Below are 15,126 nucleotides of genomic sequence, written 5' to 3' on the forward strand. Positions count from 1 at the left end.
CGATTTTCTGCGCAACCGGCCCGGGTCCGTGCCCGTATTGCCGCCGACCGGGGTGGGGTGCGCCCTGGTGGCGGGGATTTCGGCGGCGGGGGTTGCGGAGGCGGGGGTTGCGGCGGGTCAGACTTCCGGGCGCAGCATCGGCGGGTTGAGCAGAGTCGCCCCGCCGGCCCTGAACAGCTGTGCGGGCCGCCCGCCCTGACGGGTGGTCGTCCCCCCGGCGGGCACCAGGAACCCGGGGGTCCCGGTGACCTTGCGGTGGAAGTTGCGCGGGTCGAGCGCCACGCCCCACACGGCCTCGTACACCCGGCGCAGCTCACCGACGGTGAACTCGGGCGGGCAGAAGGCGGTGGCCAGGGAGGAGTACTCGATCTTCGACCGGGCGCGCTCGACGCCGTCGGCGAGGATCCGCGCGTGGTCGAAGGCGAGCCCGGCGGAGGCCTGGTCGGGGCCTTCCAGGAGTTCGTCGACGGGGGCCCAGCGGGCGCTGTTCGCGTCGCCGCCCGCCCTGGGCGCGGGGAGGTCCGGGGCGAGGACCAGGTGCGCCACGCTGACCACCCGCATCCGGGGGTCGCGCTGCGGGTCGCCGTACGTGGCGAGCTGTTCGAGGTGCGCTCCGTTGTCCACGCCAGGTACGGCCGGGTCGTGCGCGCACAGCCCGGTCTCCTCGGAGAGTTCCCTGGCCGCGGCCGCCGCCAGGTCCTCGTCCCCGCGCACGAAACCGCCGGGCAGGGCCCAGCGGCCCTGGAACGGCTGCTCACCCCGTCGCACGACCAGCGCGCAGAGCGCGTGGCGCCGCACGGTGAGCACGACCAGGTCGACGGTGACGGCGAAGGGCGGAAAGGCCGACGGGTCGTAGGGCGACATGCCGCGATCATAGTCGTCTGCCTGACGATAAACAGTGCTTTGGTGATCCCGGAGACGGTGATCTGGAACCCAGTCAGGACCATCCCGAGCATGCGGGGCCGCCGTGCGGGACGCGCTTCACCCTCCCAGTTGGAGCCCATCGGCGGCCTCCTCCACCATGCCGACGCCGAGGCGGCTGATCCGGACGGTGAACGGCTCCCCCGACACCCGCAGGCCCGAGAGGCGCAGGGCCCCGAGCGGGGCGCCCGCCTGCGGGGTCACGGCGACCGTGCCCGCCGGGGCGTCCGGGCGGATTCCGGCGAGGGCGGTGAGCGCGTGGATCCCGGCGGCCGCGGCCACCGCGGCGGGGCGGCAGGCCGCGGGATGCGGAAGGGGTGCGCTGCCGGCGGTGCGCTGCTCGGCGGCGTACATCTCCGGCAGCCGGTACGCGAAGGCCTCCGCCGCGTCGAGCAGGCCCCGCAGCAGGCCGGCGGCCTCCTTCTCGAAGCCGGCCTGGGCCAGCCCGGCCACCGCGACGGCGCTCTCGTGGGCCCGGACCGCGCCCGACCTGTGGCCGAAGGGGTTGTGTCCCGGTTCGCGGGCCGCCATGCTCCGCAGCCCCCATCCCGAGTCCATGGCCGGGGCTCCGAGCAGCCGGGCGAGCTGCTCGGTACGGACCCGGTCCAGCAGGCCGGGCGCGAGCCGGCCCCCGCCGAGCAGGCCGGTGTCCAGCAGGTGTACGGCGGCCCCGGTCAGCCGGGGCAGCGGCCGGCCGTCGGGATGCAGGGCGGCGGCGGGGCGGCCCCCGTCGGGGCCGTCGATCCAGAACCGGGCCCGGAACCCCTCCCGCAGGGCGGCCGCCCGTTCCCGCCACTCCCCCGCTCCGCTCCGCCCGCATCCGTCGAGCAGGTCGGCGCCGAGCAGCGCGGCACGGTAGGCGTGGGCCTGGGTCTCGCAGCGCCGTGGCCCCGGATCGGGGTCGGCCAGGAAGCCGTCCTCCCCCAGCGCCCCGCGCAGCCAGTCCAGGCAGCGCTCCGCGGCGGGCAGCAGCTGGGCCACCTCCTCCTCGGGCAGCCCCCATCTCCGGGCCTCGGCGAGCACCACCGGGAAGCCGAGGGTGGCCTCGGTCCCGGTGCATCCGGGCGGCAGCTGCGGTCCGGCGGCGCGCAGCGGTCCCGGGATCTTCCCCGCGCCGGGGCCGCGCCCCCCGGTCTGGCTGCGGGCCAGGGTCCGCAGGGTGGCGGCGGCCAGCCCGGTGCCGAGCGGGAGTGCCATCCGCGCGGCCCACAGCGACTCCGCCGGGGCCAGCCCGAGCCGCCACGGCACGCCTGCCGCCGCGAAGGCGTCGCCTGGTTCCGCGGGGTCCCGCAGGAGCAGGGCGCGGAGGTCTTCGACGCTGGTCCGGAACCAGGCGTCGGCCCTGGGGTCGTCCCCCTCGGCGCGGGCCGCGGCCAGCGGGTTCGCCACCTGCCCGGCGGGGGCCCGCGCGCTGCGGTCCCGGGTGGTCCGCAGCTCGATGCTGCGGGACTCCCCTGGGCCCAGCTCGAGTTCCCAGCGCAGCAGCCCGGCCGAGGCGAGGGCGTCGTCGGGGGCCGGTTCGGCGGTGGTGACGGCCAGGGCGTCCCCGGTGCTCCAGCGCAGCCCTGCCGCGTGCACCCCGGCGGCGAGCTCCGGGCCGGCGTGGCCCGCCGCCACCGCGGCCAGTTCGGCGAGGTCGGTGCCGAGGGAGACCTCCACGGGCAGCCGCAGGGGGCGGGCGGCGAAGCTGCGCACGGTGATCCGCTCGGTGCCGTCCGCGTGGCGGACGCGTTCCACCCCGATGTCGGGGTCGGGTCCGGCCTCGACCCCGGTGCGGACGGTGGCGGTGAAGGCGGCCCGGTCCGCGCCGAGGCTGCGCCCCTGTACGGCCACCGGGTCCCGCCCGGCGACGCGCAGTACGCACCGCGACAGCAGCCGCCGCCCGGAGCGGTAGATCCCGTCGATCCCCCGCCCGGTCAGCTGGCCGTGCTCGGGCGAGATCGCCAGGAAGGGCGCGGCGACGCAGATGACGGCCCCGTGCACCGGCGGCAACTCGGCCCGCCGCCCAGCGCCCACACCGGCGCCGGGGGGCGGCCCGGTCGGCGCGGTTCCCGCGGGAGGGCTCGCCGGGCGCTCCCGCGGGCTCGGCGGCACCCGGCCCGAAGGACCCTCCGCCGGCCTCAGCGGCGGGCGGGGCGCCGGGGTGGGAGGGGGTCCGGGCGGGCCGGTTTCGGGTACGGGGGGAGCCATGTGCCGCCTTGTCTGCGCTCCGGCCGGTTCTGCGGGGCGGCGGCGCGGCCGGGCCCCCACCACCCCCCAGCTGAACGCCCCCACCCCCGCCCGGGTCACGGGCGCCGGTGGCGGCTGCCCGCGCCGGGTGGCGTACCGGCGGCGCAGGGCCGCCCCCATGGCGCTCCGGAGCCGCCGCACGCGGGTGCCTCCGCCGGGGGCCTGACGGGGGCTCACTGTCCGCTCCCCTCGGGGCGGCGGGAGGCGCGGCGGCGCTGTCCGGTCCGGCGGCCGGGCGGGCGGGTGGCCCCGGCGGGCCGCTTGCGGCCCGGTTCGCGGCGCCCGCGTTCCTCCCGCAGGCACTGGCGCAGCCCCTCGGGGTCGATGCCCTCGTTGCAGGCGTGGTGGAGGAGCTGGGCGAACCGGTACTCGGAGTCGGCCCGCAGGGCCAGTCCGAAGGCGATCCGGGCGGTCGGCTCGTCCCCGCTGGACCACGAGACCCAGCCGGCCAGGGTGAGCGGGGCCGCGGCGTGCTCCCCGTAGGCCCCGACGCAGCGCCGGGCCAGGGCCCGCCACAGCCGCAGGGCGGGGGCGGCCTCCTCGTCCTCCATCCATTCGGCGGCGATGTCGCGGATCTCCCGGTCCTGGAGCCCGAGGATCACGGCGGCGGCCTCGTCGTGACCGAGCAGCGCGTCGTCCCAGTCGTCGGCGCGGGGTCCGCCCTCGGCGGGCGGGGCCAGGGTCAGGCGCCGCATCAGGGTCCGCGCCAGGGCGAGGGTCTCGGCGCCGACCTCCTCCCGGGTAGCCCCGTCGAGGATCCTCGGGACGAGGGCGGTGGCGGCCCGCTCGAGGGCCTCCTCCTGCTCGGCGGCCCAGGGCCCGCCGAGCGGGGTCAGCCGGCTCTCGATCTCCTTCAGGGAGCCCCGCACCTGGAGCCCGGCGAAGGTGGCCGCGGCGGCCATCACCGAGGTGCCGGGCGGGGCCAGCGGGGTGCCCTCGGCCGGGCAGCATCCGGCCTCGCCACAGGTGTACGACCAGTAGCGCCCGCCGGAGAGGCACAGGGCCTCCAGGACCGGCACGTCCAGGGCGCCGCAGGCGACTCGCAGCCGCTGGGCCAGCGGCCGCAGCCGGGTCATGACCCGCTGCCCGCTCTCGCCTCCCTGCGGGTCCTTGCAGAGGAAGACCACGATGCCGTCGGGCTTGCCGGCGCGCCGCTCGCTGCCGCGGATCAGGCATTCGGCGACCTGGCGGGCGGTGTCCTCCCATTCGGCGGGCGCGGTGGGGATCCCGACCCGGAGCCGGCCGCCGAAGCGTCCGCCCTCGCCGTGCACGGCGACCATGACGAGGGAGTCGGTGGGGTGGAAGCCGAGCATGTAGGGCAGCGCGTCGGCCAGTTCGGCCGGGCTGCGCAGGGTGATCTGGGGTTCGGCGGGTGCTCCGGACGGGCTGAGGGAAGGCCGTCCGGACTGGCTGCGTGATTCGTGGTTCGTCGTCATGCGTCCGACGGTCCCGCGCGTGCTCCGATCCGGAAACCCCTGTGGATAACTCGTCCAGAGTTCAACATCCACAGGTGCGGAGCCGCATTGGCGCGATGTCAGAGACATCGGGTTGCATGGGGGCATGAACGCAGACCTGAGGTCCTCGGCCGATTCCGTACTCGCCCGTCTCGTGGGCGACCCCACGGGCACCGCACGGCTGCGCGAGGACCAGTGGCGGGCCATCGAGGCCCTCGTCGCACACAAGCGGCGGGCCTTGGTCGTGCAGCGCACGGGCTGGGGCAAGTCCGCGGTCTACTTCGTGGCCACGTCCCTGCTGCGGGCGAGCGGCGCCGGTCCGACCGTCATCGTCTCCCCGCTGCTCGCGCTGATGCGCAATCAGGTCGAGGCGGCCGCCCGGGCCGGCATCCACGCGCGCACCATCAACTCCGCCAATCCTGAGGAGTGGGAGGGCATCCAGGCCGAGGTCGCGGCGGGCGAGGTCGACGTCCTGCTGGTCAGCCCCGAGCGGCTCAACAACCCGGACTTCCGCGACCAGGTGCTCCCCAAGCTGGCGGCCGCCACGGGGCTGCTCGTGGTCGACGAGGCGCACTGCATCTCCGACTGGGGGCACGACTTCCGCCCCGACTACCGACGGCTGCGCACGATGCTGGCCGACCTCCCCCCGGGCGTCCCGGTCCTGGCGACCACCGCCACCGCCAATGCCCGGGTGACGGCCGACGTCGCCGAACAGCTCGGCACCGGAGCCGGCACGGACGCCCTGGTGCTGCGCGGCCCGCTGGACCGCGAAAGCCTGAGCCTGGCGGTCCTGGCCCTGCCCGACGCCGCGCACCGGCTGGCCTGGCTCGCCGACCACCTCGCGGACCTGCCCGGCTCCGGAATCATCTACACCCTGACCGTGGCCGCCGCCGAGGAGGTCACCGCCTACCTGCGCCACCGCGGGCACACGGTCTCCTCGTACACCGGCAAGACCGAGAACGCCGACCGCGAACAGGCCGAGAGGGATCTCCAGGCCAACCGGGTCAAGGCCCTGGTGGCCACCTCCGCCCTCGGGATGGGCTTCGACAAGCCCGACCTCGGCTTCGTGGTGCACCTGGGCTCGCCCTCCTCCCCCATCGCCTACTACCAGCAGGTGGGCCGCGCCGGCCGCGGCGTGGAGCACGCCGAGGTCCTGCTGCTGCCCGGCCGCGAGGACGAGGCGATCTGGCAGTACTTCGCCTCGGTGGCCTTCCCCCCGGAGGAGCAGGTCCGCCGCACCCTGGACGTCCTGGCCCAGGCGGGCCGCCCGCTGTCGCTGCCCGCCCTGGAACCGCTGGTCGACCTGCGCCGCACCCGGCTGGAGACGATGCTCAAGGTGCTCGATGTGGACGGCGCCGTGCACCGCGTCAAGGGCGGCTGGACCTCCACCGGCGAGCCCTGGGTGTACGACGCCGAACGCTACGCCTGGGTCGCCCGGCAGCGGGCCGCCGAACAGCAGGCGATGCGGGACTACGCAGCGTCGACCGAGTGCCGGATGGAGTTCCTGCGCCGTCAGCTCGACGACGAGGAGGCCGCGCCCTGCGGCCGCTGCGACAACTGCGCCGGCGCCCGCTTCACGGCCGACGTCTCCAGCACCGCACTGGACACCGCCCGGGGCGAACTGGGCCGCCCGGGCGTGGAGCTGGAACCGCGCAAGATGTGGCCGACCGGGCTCGCGGCGGTGGGCGTGGACCTCAAGGGCCGGATCCCGGCCGGGGAACAGTCCTCGACCGGCCGGGCCCTGGGCAGGCTGTCCGACATCGGCTGGGGCAACCGGCTGCGCCCCATGCTCGCCGCGCAGGCGCCGGACCAGCCTGTTCCGGACGATGTCGCGCAGGCCGTGGTGGCCGTGCTCGCCGACTGGGCCCGGGGGCCTGGCGGTTGGGCCTCGGGGGCCGCTGACGCTCCCGCCAGGCCCGTGGGCGTGGTCTCGCTGCCTTCGCGCAGCCGCCCGCAGCTGGTCGGCTCCCTGGCGGCGCGGATCGCGGAGGTGGGACGGATCCCCCTGCTGGGGACGCTGGAATACACGGATCAGGCACCGCAGTTCGGGCTGCCGTCCTCGAACAGCGCCCAGCGGGTGCGCGCGCTCCACCAGGCATTGACCGTGCCGCCAGCCCTGGCGGCCACCCTGGCCGAGGTCCAGGGTCCGGTGTTCCTCGTCGACGACCGCTCGGAGAGCGGATGGACCCTCGCGGTGGCCGCCCGGCTGCTGCGCCGGGCCGGGGCCAAGGAGGTGTTTCCGCTGGTGCTCGCGCTCCAGCCGTAGCGGAATGCGTCATCTTCGGCGTGGCGGGGCAAGGATATGAACGGCATACCGGCGAATTCCGGTCTGCGGCCGCAAATGCTCATTGCCCCATCCTCGCGGGCCACGCGAGAATCGGAGTGCTCCCGCTCGGCTCGTCGGCACTCTCCAGGGCCGCGCTGCGGCGCGCCCGCACCTCAGCCGTGCCCGTACGCGGGCGTGTACCCGAAGGGAGGACCGTGACCTTCGGATTCGCCCCGTCCTCGACCACGTCCCTGGCAACGGCGGCCGGTGGCACCAGCCGGCACGGCAGACTGCTCGAACCCTCGGAGTGGACGGCGGCGGGAGTTCCCCTGCTCCGCAATCCGCGCGAGGTGGTCAGCGGGCTGCACTCCCGGCACAGCCCGGTTCCGTCCACCGCCGTCATAGCCGTGCTCGGCCCCGAGGAACAGCTCGTCGCGAGCGCCTCGTTCGTGCAGAAATCCGTCTCCGCGGACGGCTGGGAGTACCGCAACGCCCTGCTGTCCCGGCTGCGCCGGGTCCTCCCGCACGACCTGCGGCGGCGGACCCCCGTCCGGACGGCGGTGCTGATGTACTGCCGCGAGGGCGACGAGCGGTGGACCGAGGAGGACGGCGCCTGGATGTGGGGACTGCGCGACGCCTGCACCCTGCACGGGCTGCGCTGCGGCGCGTACATCACGCTGACCCGCGGGGGCTGGCAGGTGCTCGGCGAAGGCCGGGGCGGGCGGCGGCCCAGCTCGGACTCCCGGCCCGAGCCCCTCGGCTCCCTGACCCCAGAGCTCGCACCGCTGACCCTGAGCACCGTCGGCGGCACGTCGGAGGCCCTGCGCCGGACCGTCGCCCGCTGACGGACCGCAGCCCGCTGACAGCCCGCCCTCGCACGGCACGCGGGCAGCCCTCACGGCCGTACTCCCAGGAATCGGGGGTACGGCTGGTCGGGCCTGGGACTTCAGCGGGGCCGGCTCCCGGCCCGCCCCGCCCGTCGCCCGCGTGCGGTACTAGGGCGTCAGACGCCCGCGCCCAGCACGGAGTTGATCTCCTTGACGTCGCCGCACACGATCAGCAGCGCACCGGCCCGGGTGAGCGCGACCGGCAGTGCGGCGGCAGTCGTCCCGGCCGGTCCGCCGTTGGCCGCGAAGACCACGACGGGGCGGGTCACGGCGCGCTGAACGTGCGCCGCGTCCGCGTAGAAGACGTCGTCCCCGGCGTCGTGCTGGGCCCAGTAGGAGGCCTCGCCGAAGGACAGCTCGTGCGCGGCCCACGGGTGCGGGTCGCCGGTGGTGATCACCAGGATGTCGCCGGGCGCGCGCCCGGTGTCGAGCAGCAGGTCGACGGCCTCTTCGGCCGCGTCCAGCGCACCCTCGGCGGACGCCGGGATCAGCTGGACCTGCGGCACCGCCGCCGAGACGGACGGTGCGGTGGGGGCTGCGGGAACGGGTCCGGGGGTGGCCTGCGCCGCGCGCTGCGCGGGCGGACCGGGACGGACAGGACCGGGGCGCCCGGGCCGGGGAACGGCTGCGGGACGCGGACCAGGTACAGGGCGGGGGGTCTGCGCGGTGCGGCTCGCGGCCGGCGTGACGCGGGGACCCTGGGCACTCTCGTGAATCTGAGGCTCCTCGATGGCGGGGGTGAGAGGCATGAGTTGATATCTATCAAACACCGGTACGAAACGTACCGGTGGGTGGCACGTGGGTGCGATCAGAAATCGAAGCCGAGTTGGCCTCCGTTTTCCAGTTCCATCGCTTCCTCGCTGCGCCGTACCTTCTTCAAGTGCCGCCACTGGGGCAGCGCGTCGAGGTACGACCACGAGAGCCGGTGGTACGCGGTGGGACCGCGCTTCTCCAGCGCGGCCCGGTGCACGGGCGAGGGGTAGCCGGCGTTGGCGGCGAAAGCGAAGTCCTCTATTCCGTCGCCCGGTTCGCCGAGTTCGGCCATCATCCGGTCGCGCCGGACCTTGGCGATCACCGAGGCGGCGGCCACGGAGACGCAGGACTGGTCGCCCTTGATGACCGTACGGACCTGCCAGGGCGCGCCGAGGTAGTCGTGCTTGCCGTCGAGGATCACCGCGTCGGGCCGGACCGGGAGGGCCTCCAGCGCACGCACCGCCGCGAGCCGCAGGGCGGCGGTCATCCCCAGTTCGTCGATCTCCTCCGGGGACGCGTGCCCGAGGGCGTGCGCGGTGACCCAGTCCTCGAGGACGTCGAGCAGCGCGTCGCGTCGCTTGGGGGTGATCAGTTTGGAGTCGGTGAGCCCCGCGGGCGGCCGGCGCAGGCCGGTGATCGCCGCGCAGACGGTGACGGGACCGGCCCAGGCCCCTCGTCCGACCTCGTCGACCCCGGCGATGACCTTGGCGCCGGTGGTTGCACGGAGGGAGCGCTCGACGGTGTGGGTGGGTGCTTCGTACGGCATGGCGCCAGCAAGGTTACGCCGCCCCGGGCCGCCTGCACACCCCGGCCTGGGGCAAGTGGGGGCGGGGCGTGTCCGCGGGCCCGGTGCGCGGCCGCCCGCAAGCCCGTACGGAGGTCGCGGGCGGGCATTCGCGGGCGGTTCACGCCCGGAGCATCGGCACCATCAGCCCGTCGATCATCTCGGCGATCTCCGCATCCGGCCATTCGCTCCCGCACACCTTGGCGCGGTACATCAGCATCGCCGGAATCACATCGGCGACCAGCGGGCTCGTGGCGTCGGACCGCACGTCTCCCCGCTCGATTCCGCGCTGTACCAGCTCGCGGATCACCTCCTGCGCCGGCTCGTGCAGACCCTTCCAGATGACCTCGCGGAACAGGTCGGCGTGGGCGTGATCGCATTCGTGAAGGACCGCGCGCAGGGCGACCCCGGCCCGCGAACGCATGACGTCCCGCATCCGCACGGTGAGCCGATAGAGGTCCTCGCGCACCGACCCGTGATCGGCGATCTCGCCCAGCCCGGGCAGCCCCTCCCGCAGCACCTCGGCGACCAGATCCGCCTTGGAGGGCCAGCGGCGGTAGAGGGCCGCCTTCCCGGTGCGCGCCCCTGCCGCGACCGCCTCCATGGTGAGGGCGTTCCAGCCGACGGTGCTCAGCTGCTCCAGGGCCGCGTCCAGAATCGCCCGTTCGAGCGCCGGCCCCCGCCTGCGCCCGGCCGCCGCCTCCGGCACCGCCTGCGCCTGCGGCGCCGCCTCCGCCGACCAGCCCGAACCCGCCATGCTCCATACCTCCGACCGGCCGGTGCGTCCCCCGCACGCATTTTCAGCCTTAGTGAACGCTTGCGTTCCCTACATCCGGGCTCCTACCTTGGACCCGCTGTGAACGATTGCGTTCACTATTTCACTTCGGGGGGATCCACAGTGACAAGCACCCAACTCGCCACGCCCCGGATACCGGGGGCCGCCCGACGGCCCGGGCGTCCAGGTGTGGCCCTCGTCGTCATCGCCGCCTGCCAGCTGATGGTCGTCCTCGACGCGACGATCGTGAACATCGCGCTCCCGCACATCCAGACCGCCCTCTCCTTCTCCACCACCGACCTCTCCTGGGTGATCAGCGCCTACACCCTGGCGTTCGGCGGCCTGCTGCTGCTCGGCGGCCGGGCCGGCGACATCATGGGCCGGCGTCGTGTCTTCGTGGCCGGAATCCTGCTCTTCACCCTGGCCTCCCTGCTCGGCGGATTCGCCCAGGAGCCCTGGCAGCTGCTGGCCGCCCGCGCCGTCCAGGGCATCGGCGGCGCCATCGCCTCGCCGACCGCACTCGCCCTGATCACCACGACCTTCGCCGAAGGCCCCGACCGCAACCGCGCCTTCGGGGTCTTCGCCGCCGTGTCCGCGGGCGGCGGCGCCATCGGCCTGCTGGCCGGCGGCATGCTCACCGAATGGCTCGACTGGCGCTGGGTGCTCTTCGTCAACGTGCCGATCGGCGTGCTCATCGCGGTCCTCGCCCCGCTCTACATCAACGAGTCCGAACGGCACCCGGGCCGCTTCGACGCGGCCGGGGCGCTCACCTCCACCGGCGGTATGACCGTGCTGGTCTACGGGTTCATCCGCGCGTCCGAGGACGGCTGGCGGGACTCCCTGACCATCGGCTCCTTCGCCGCCGCCGTCGTCCTGCTCGGCCTCTTCGTGCTCATCGAGTCACGGGCCGCGGAACCGATCATCCCGCTGCGGATGTTCGCCGACCGCAACCGCGCCGGCACCTACCTGATCATGCTCGGTCTCGCCGCCGCCATGTTCGGCATGTTCTTCTTCATCGTCCAGTTCGTCCAGAACGTGCTGGGCTTCTCGCCCATCCAGTCCGGAGTCGGCTTCCTGCCCGTGACCGTCGCCATCATCGTGGCCGCCGGGCTCTCGCAGCGGTTCCTGCCGCGCCTGGGGCCCAAGCCGTTCATGGTCACCGGTTCCGCGCTCACCGGGACAGGCCTTGCCTGGCTGACCCTCATCCGCACCGACAGCACGTACCTGTCCGGCGTGCTCGGCCCGATGCTGCTGTTCGGCTTCGGCATGGGCCTCAACTTCGTCACCCTCACCCTCACCGCCGTGTCCGGCGTGGCGCCGCAGGAGGCGGGCGCGGCCTCCGGGCTGCTGAACGCCAGTCAGCAGGTGGGCGGTTCGCTCGGCCTGTCCATCCTGGTCACCGTCTTCGGCACGGCCAGCCGCGACGAAGCCGCCCAGCAGGTGCCGGAGTTCATGGCGCAGGCCGATCCCGGGCAGCTGGCCGCCTTCAAGCAGACCGGGCGGCTGCCGGACCCCTGGGGGGACATCGTCCTCACCCAGGGCATCTCCAGCGCCTTCGCCGCCGCCGTCGCCATGGCGGGGCTGGCCCTGGCCACCGCGCTGCTGGTGATCCGGGTGCGCAAGAGCGACCTGGAGGCCCTGGGAGGCGCTGCGGCCAAGGCCGGTCCGGCGGCCTGAGCACCCGGCTCCGCACGAGGCGTACGACGCACCGCGCGCGTACGCGCAGCACCGGGCGCGGGGCCACCCGCGCCCGGCAACCGGCCCGCCCGCGCCGGGGCGGCCCGCCGGCCGGGAGCCGTCAGACGGGAGTCAGGCGGGAGCCGTCAGGCGGGCAGGCCCGGCAGCCAGTCCGGCAGGGCCTCGGTGCGCTCCAGCCAGGCCTGCGGCAGCGCCGCCGCCCCGCGCGCGCCCAGTACCCCGCCGACGATCGCGCAGGTGGTGTCCACGTCCCCGCCCACCTGGGCGGTGGTCCAGAACGCCCGCTCGTAGTCGTCCAGCGCCCGGGCCGCCGACCACAGCGCGAACGGCACCGTGTCATGGGCGCTCGTGCGCCGCCCGCAGCCCAGCACCGCTGCGACCGTGGTCGCGTCGCCGTAGTCCAGCATGTCCCGCGCCCTGCGCACCCCCGCGCCCACGGCACTGCGCGGCACCAGCGCGATCACCCCGTCCAGCAGGTCCGTGGCGGTCGGCGGCCCGGCCGGGGACGCCGCCAGCGCGGCCGCGGCGGCGACGGCCATCGCCCCGCACACCGCCTCGCGGTGCTGGTGGGTGGTGTAGGCGGAGATCTCCGCCTGGTGGGTGGCCTGCTCGGGGTCGTCGGCGTACCAGGCGCCGAGGGGGGCGATGCGCATCGCGGCGCCATTGCCCCAGGAGCCCTGCCCGTTGAAGAGCTCGGCGGCCAGCGTGCGCCAGTCCTCGCCCTCCCGGACCAGCCGCAGCATCCGGTTCACGGCGGGCCCGTAACCGCGGTCGAAGTCGTGGTGGTCGGCGAAGGAGGCCGCCAGCGCGTCCTGGTCTATGCGCCCGTGCACGGCGAGCACGGCCACCACCGAGCAGGCCATCTCGGTGTCGTCGGTCCACTGCCACGGCTCGCTGCCGGCCGGCAGCTCGCGCCGCTTCAGCAGCGGATAGTTGACGGGAACGAAGTACTGGGAGCCCAGGGCGTCCCCCAGCGCCAGCCCTCGGAGGCTGGACATGGCGCGTGCGTAGCGCGTTGCGGGAGTGGAGTCAGCGGTCATCGCGCGTCACTTTAGCCGTCCAGGTCATAAGGCTCGGGTGTGGTCCACCGCTCAAACGGGCGGTCCATCCGGTACCGGCCGTCCGGTCCGAGCAGCAGGACACGGAATTCGCCGTTCCCGGGGTTGGACAGGGCCTCGAACTCGGCCACCGACCAGTGGAACCAGCGCATGCAGAACAGCCGCATCGTCAGTCCGTGGGTGACCAGCAGGACGTTCTCGGGATGGTCCGGGGCCTCGAAGCTGCGGTAGAGGCTCTCCAGGAAGGAACCGACCCGGTCGTAGACGTCGGCGCCCGACTCGCCCTGCGCGAAACGGTAGAAGAAGTGCCCGTACGCGTCCCGGTACGCCTTCTGGAGCTTCACGTCGTCCCGGTCCTGCCAGTTCCCCCAGTCCTGCTCGCGCAGCCGGGGCTCCTCGCGCATCCGTACCCGCGCCGGGTCCAGCCGCAGCTCGCGGAAGGTCTGCAGGGTCCTGCGGTACGGGGAGACGTACGCGCTGATGTGCTCGTCGCCGAAGAGCTCGCGCAGCCGCGCCCCGGCCGCCGCGGCCTGTTCGTGGCCGGCCCGGGTCAGCCGCAGGGCGTGGTCGGGCTCCCGCTCGTACACCGTGTCATCGACGTTTCCCTCCGATTCCCCGTGCCGGACAAGGACGATGCGCCGTGGTCGAACCATCCCACGACCCTATTCGGCCACCGGGGCGCGCAGGTCCCGGGCACGCCGGTCGGGGCGCCGGTTGTCGTACGGTCATACCGTCCAGCTGGGTTCGAGGTCCACGACGTCCCCGGTGAGGGCCTCCACGTCGGCCTCGGTCTGGGCGCGCAGCGAGAGCCGCTCCACCCGCTCCTGCCGGTACTTGCCGTGCTCGGCCGCCGCCCGCCACATCGACAGGACCAGGAACTCCCGGCCGGGCGCCTCACCGAAGAGGCCCCGGATCATGCCGGGCGAGCCCGCCATGGCGGGGTTCCACACCTTCTCCTGCATCAGCGCGAAGTGGTCCAGGCGCCCTTCCCGCACCCGGGTGTGCGCGACCCGGACCACGTCGGCGTCGCTGAAGCGCGGCTCGAAGCCGGTCTTCACATCGAAGCGGTGGTCGAAGAGCGTGACCCGCGCGTCGGTGTAGGTGCCGTTCTGCGAGGCCGCCAGTCTGTCGTGCGAGCGGGCCATGAAGGAGTCGTAGAAGGAACGGCTCTCCCAGAACGCGAAGACATGCGCGACCCCCTGCCGGCCCCTGCTCCAGCCGCCACCCTGCCCCCGGAATCCCGGTTCGCCGGGCAGCCCCGCCCACTTGCGCTGCCCGCGCTCGAACCCGCGTCGGTCCGTCACCGTGCAGCGAATCCACTTGACCAGCACCGCGCCATCGTACGGGCCAGGCGCGGCCCGGGTCAGTCCCCGGAGCGGTGGATCCGTACCAGTTCCGCCGCATCTCGCTCGGGGAGCCGAAGCCCGAACTCCCGGTCGAGGAGGTCGATCAGCCCGTCGGAGGCGACGGGCTCCCGCTCGGTCCGTCCGTCCGGGTGGAGGCGGGTGAGCTCCCGCCCGACGAGCGTGGTGCGCACGGCATCGCCCGGGAGCTGCACGAGGGTCCGCCCCACGAAGGAGGAGCGGGGGTGCGTGGAGCTGTAGTGGTTCAGCACGACGTAGTCGACGGGGTGGTACTGCTGCGGGGAGAAGGCGTACAGGTCACGCCAGACATCCCCGCGGCGGATGCGGAGCACGAGGACGCCGCCCTCCTCCTCGTGGACGGCGTACGTCCACCGCCCCTGGCGCACCTCGGTGCCGGGCCGCGCGAGCGGGACGGGCTCGCACGGGCCCTGGTAGCCGAATCCGGCGTCGCAGAGCCACGGTTCGCCCTCGACGGTGACGACGAGGGTCGCGTGCGTCACCGCCAGCAGGGAGTCACCCCGGGTGCGGTTGCGGGCGCCGCGCCCGGAGACCTCGAAGCCGATCCGCTCCAGGGCGGCGGCCAGCAGCGTGTTCTGCTCGTAGCAGTAGCCGCCCCGGCGGCCGTGCACGAGCTTGTCCTCGATGGCCTTGACCTCCAGCGCGACGGGGCGGCCGAGCAGGACGTCCAGGCTCTCGAAGGGGATGGCGGCGGTGTGGGCGCGATGCACTGCGTACAACGTCCCGAGGTCCGGCCGGAGTTCCCGGCCGCCAAGCCCGATCCGCGCCAGGTACGCGTCCAGGTCCAGTTCGTCACCGTTCCACATGGCTCTCCACTCCCCCGCCGTGAAATCCCCGGGTCATGTGTGCCCGGGCCCCACACAATGATCGCCATGACCACCCCGCACACCAACTGACAACAGGATTCCCCGGGGCGCGC

The 15,126-nt window shown here is 74.3% G+C and carries 13 protein-coding genes; 3 read left to right on the plus strand and 10 right to left on the minus strand.

Annotation, left to right across the window (positions count from 1 at the left end; all coding sequences use genetic code 11):
- Positions 1 to 117 precede the first annotated feature (117 nt).
- The 3 genes from OOK34_RS02735 to OOK34_RS02745 all read right to left on the minus strand — a co-directional run bounded on the left by OOK34_RS02735 (position 118) and on the right by OOK34_RS02745 (position 4,586).
- On the minus strand, positions 118 to 864 hold the full coding sequence (locus OOK34_RS02735) for an NUDIX domain-containing protein (protein ID WP_267032263.1): 747 nt from the start codon (positions 862 to 864) through the stop codon (positions 118 to 120).
- 117 nt (positions 865 to 981) lie between these two features.
- Positions 982 to 3,111, minus strand: a complete 2,130-nt coding sequence (locus OOK34_RS02740; RefSeq protein ID WP_267032264.1) for a glycogen debranching N-terminal domain-containing protein — start codon at positions 3,109 to 3,111, stop codon at positions 982 to 984.
- 212 nt (positions 3,112 to 3,323) lie between these two features.
- Positions 3,324 to 4,586 (minus strand): DUF4192 domain-containing protein, encoded by a 1,263-nt coding sequence (locus OOK34_RS02745; protein ID WP_267032265.1) that lies wholly within the window; start codon positions 4,584 to 4,586, stop codon positions 3,324 to 3,326.
- A gap of 124 nt (positions 4,587 to 4,710) precedes the next feature.
- Between OOK34_RS02745 and OOK34_RS02750 the strand changes: the two genes are divergently transcribed.
- Complete coding sequence (locus tag OOK34_RS02750; RefSeq protein ID WP_267032266.1) at positions 4,711 to 6,870, plus strand: RecQ family ATP-dependent DNA helicase; 2,160 nt, start codon at positions 4,711 to 4,713, stop codon at positions 6,868 to 6,870.
- 215 nt (positions 6,871 to 7,085) lie between these two features.
- Positions 7,086 to 7,715, plus strand: coding sequence for a hypothetical protein (locus OOK34_RS02755; RefSeq protein ID WP_267032267.1), 630 nt, complete (start codon positions 7,086 to 7,088; stop codon positions 7,713 to 7,715).
- Between the two features lie 158 nt (positions 7,716 to 7,873).
- Here OOK34_RS02755 and OOK34_RS02760 read toward each other — a convergent pair whose 3' ends face one another.
- The 3 genes from OOK34_RS02760 to OOK34_RS02770 all read right to left on the minus strand — a co-directional run bounded on the left by OOK34_RS02760 (position 7,874) and on the right by OOK34_RS02770 (position 10,051).
- Entirely contained in the window at positions 7,874 to 8,506 is a 633-nt protein-coding gene (locus OOK34_RS02760; protein ID WP_267032268.1) for a hypothetical protein, read from the minus strand.
- 59 nt (positions 8,507 to 8,565) lie between these two features.
- Complete coding sequence (locus tag OOK34_RS02765; RefSeq protein ID WP_267032269.1) at positions 8,566 to 9,276, minus strand: ribonuclease HII; 711 nt, start codon at positions 9,274 to 9,276, stop codon at positions 8,566 to 8,568.
- A 139-nt stretch (positions 9,277 to 9,415) separates the two neighbouring features.
- The gene (locus tag OOK34_RS02770) at positions 9,416 to 10,051 is read right to left on the minus strand and encodes a TetR/AcrR family transcriptional regulator (RefSeq protein ID WP_267032270.1); all 636 of its coding nucleotides are present in this window, start codon (positions 10,049 to 10,051) and stop codon (positions 9,416 to 9,418) included.
- A 141-nt stretch (positions 10,052 to 10,192) separates the two neighbouring features.
- Here OOK34_RS02770 and OOK34_RS02775 point away from each other — a divergent pair, with 141 nt between their 5' ends.
- Positions 10,193 to 11,746: an MFS transporter gene (locus OOK34_RS02775; RefSeq protein WP_267032271.1), complete on the plus strand. Its 1,554-nt coding sequence runs from the start codon at positions 10,193 to 10,195 to the stop codon at positions 11,744 to 11,746.
- A gap of 146 nt (positions 11,747 to 11,892) precedes the next feature.
- On the opposite strand, the gene OOK34_RS02780 is transcribed toward OOK34_RS02775, so the two are convergent.
- From OOK34_RS02780 to OOK34_RS02795, 4 genes are all read right to left on the minus strand, one after another.
- The gene (locus OOK34_RS02780) at positions 11,893 to 12,807 is read right to left on the minus strand and encodes an ADP-ribosylglycohydrolase family protein (RefSeq protein WP_267032272.1); all 915 of its coding nucleotides are present in this window, start codon (positions 12,805 to 12,807) and stop codon (positions 11,893 to 11,895) included.
- Between the two features lie 11 nt (positions 12,808 to 12,818).
- Entirely contained in the window at positions 12,819 to 13,478 is a 660-nt protein-coding gene (locus tag OOK34_RS02785) for a histidine phosphatase family protein (protein WP_267032273.1), read from the minus strand.
- Between the two features lie 72 nt (positions 13,479 to 13,550).
- The gene (locus tag OOK34_RS02790; RefSeq protein WP_267032274.1) at positions 13,551 to 14,156 is read right to left on the minus strand and encodes a YdbC family protein; all 606 of its coding nucleotides are present in this window, start codon (positions 14,154 to 14,156) and stop codon (positions 13,551 to 13,553) included.
- Positions 14,157 to 14,188: 32 nt separating this feature from the next.
- The gene (locus tag OOK34_RS02795; protein WP_267032275.1) at positions 14,189 to 15,013 is read right to left on the minus strand and encodes an arylamine N-acetyltransferase; all 825 of its coding nucleotides are present in this window, start codon (positions 15,011 to 15,013) and stop codon (positions 14,189 to 14,191) included.
- Between the last annotated feature and the right edge of the window lie 113 nt (positions 15,014 to 15,126).

Source organism: Streptomyces sp. NBC_00091 (genome assembly GCF_026343185.1).
Lineage (GTDB): Bacteria > Actinomycetota > Actinomycetes > Streptomycetales > Streptomycetaceae > Streptomyces.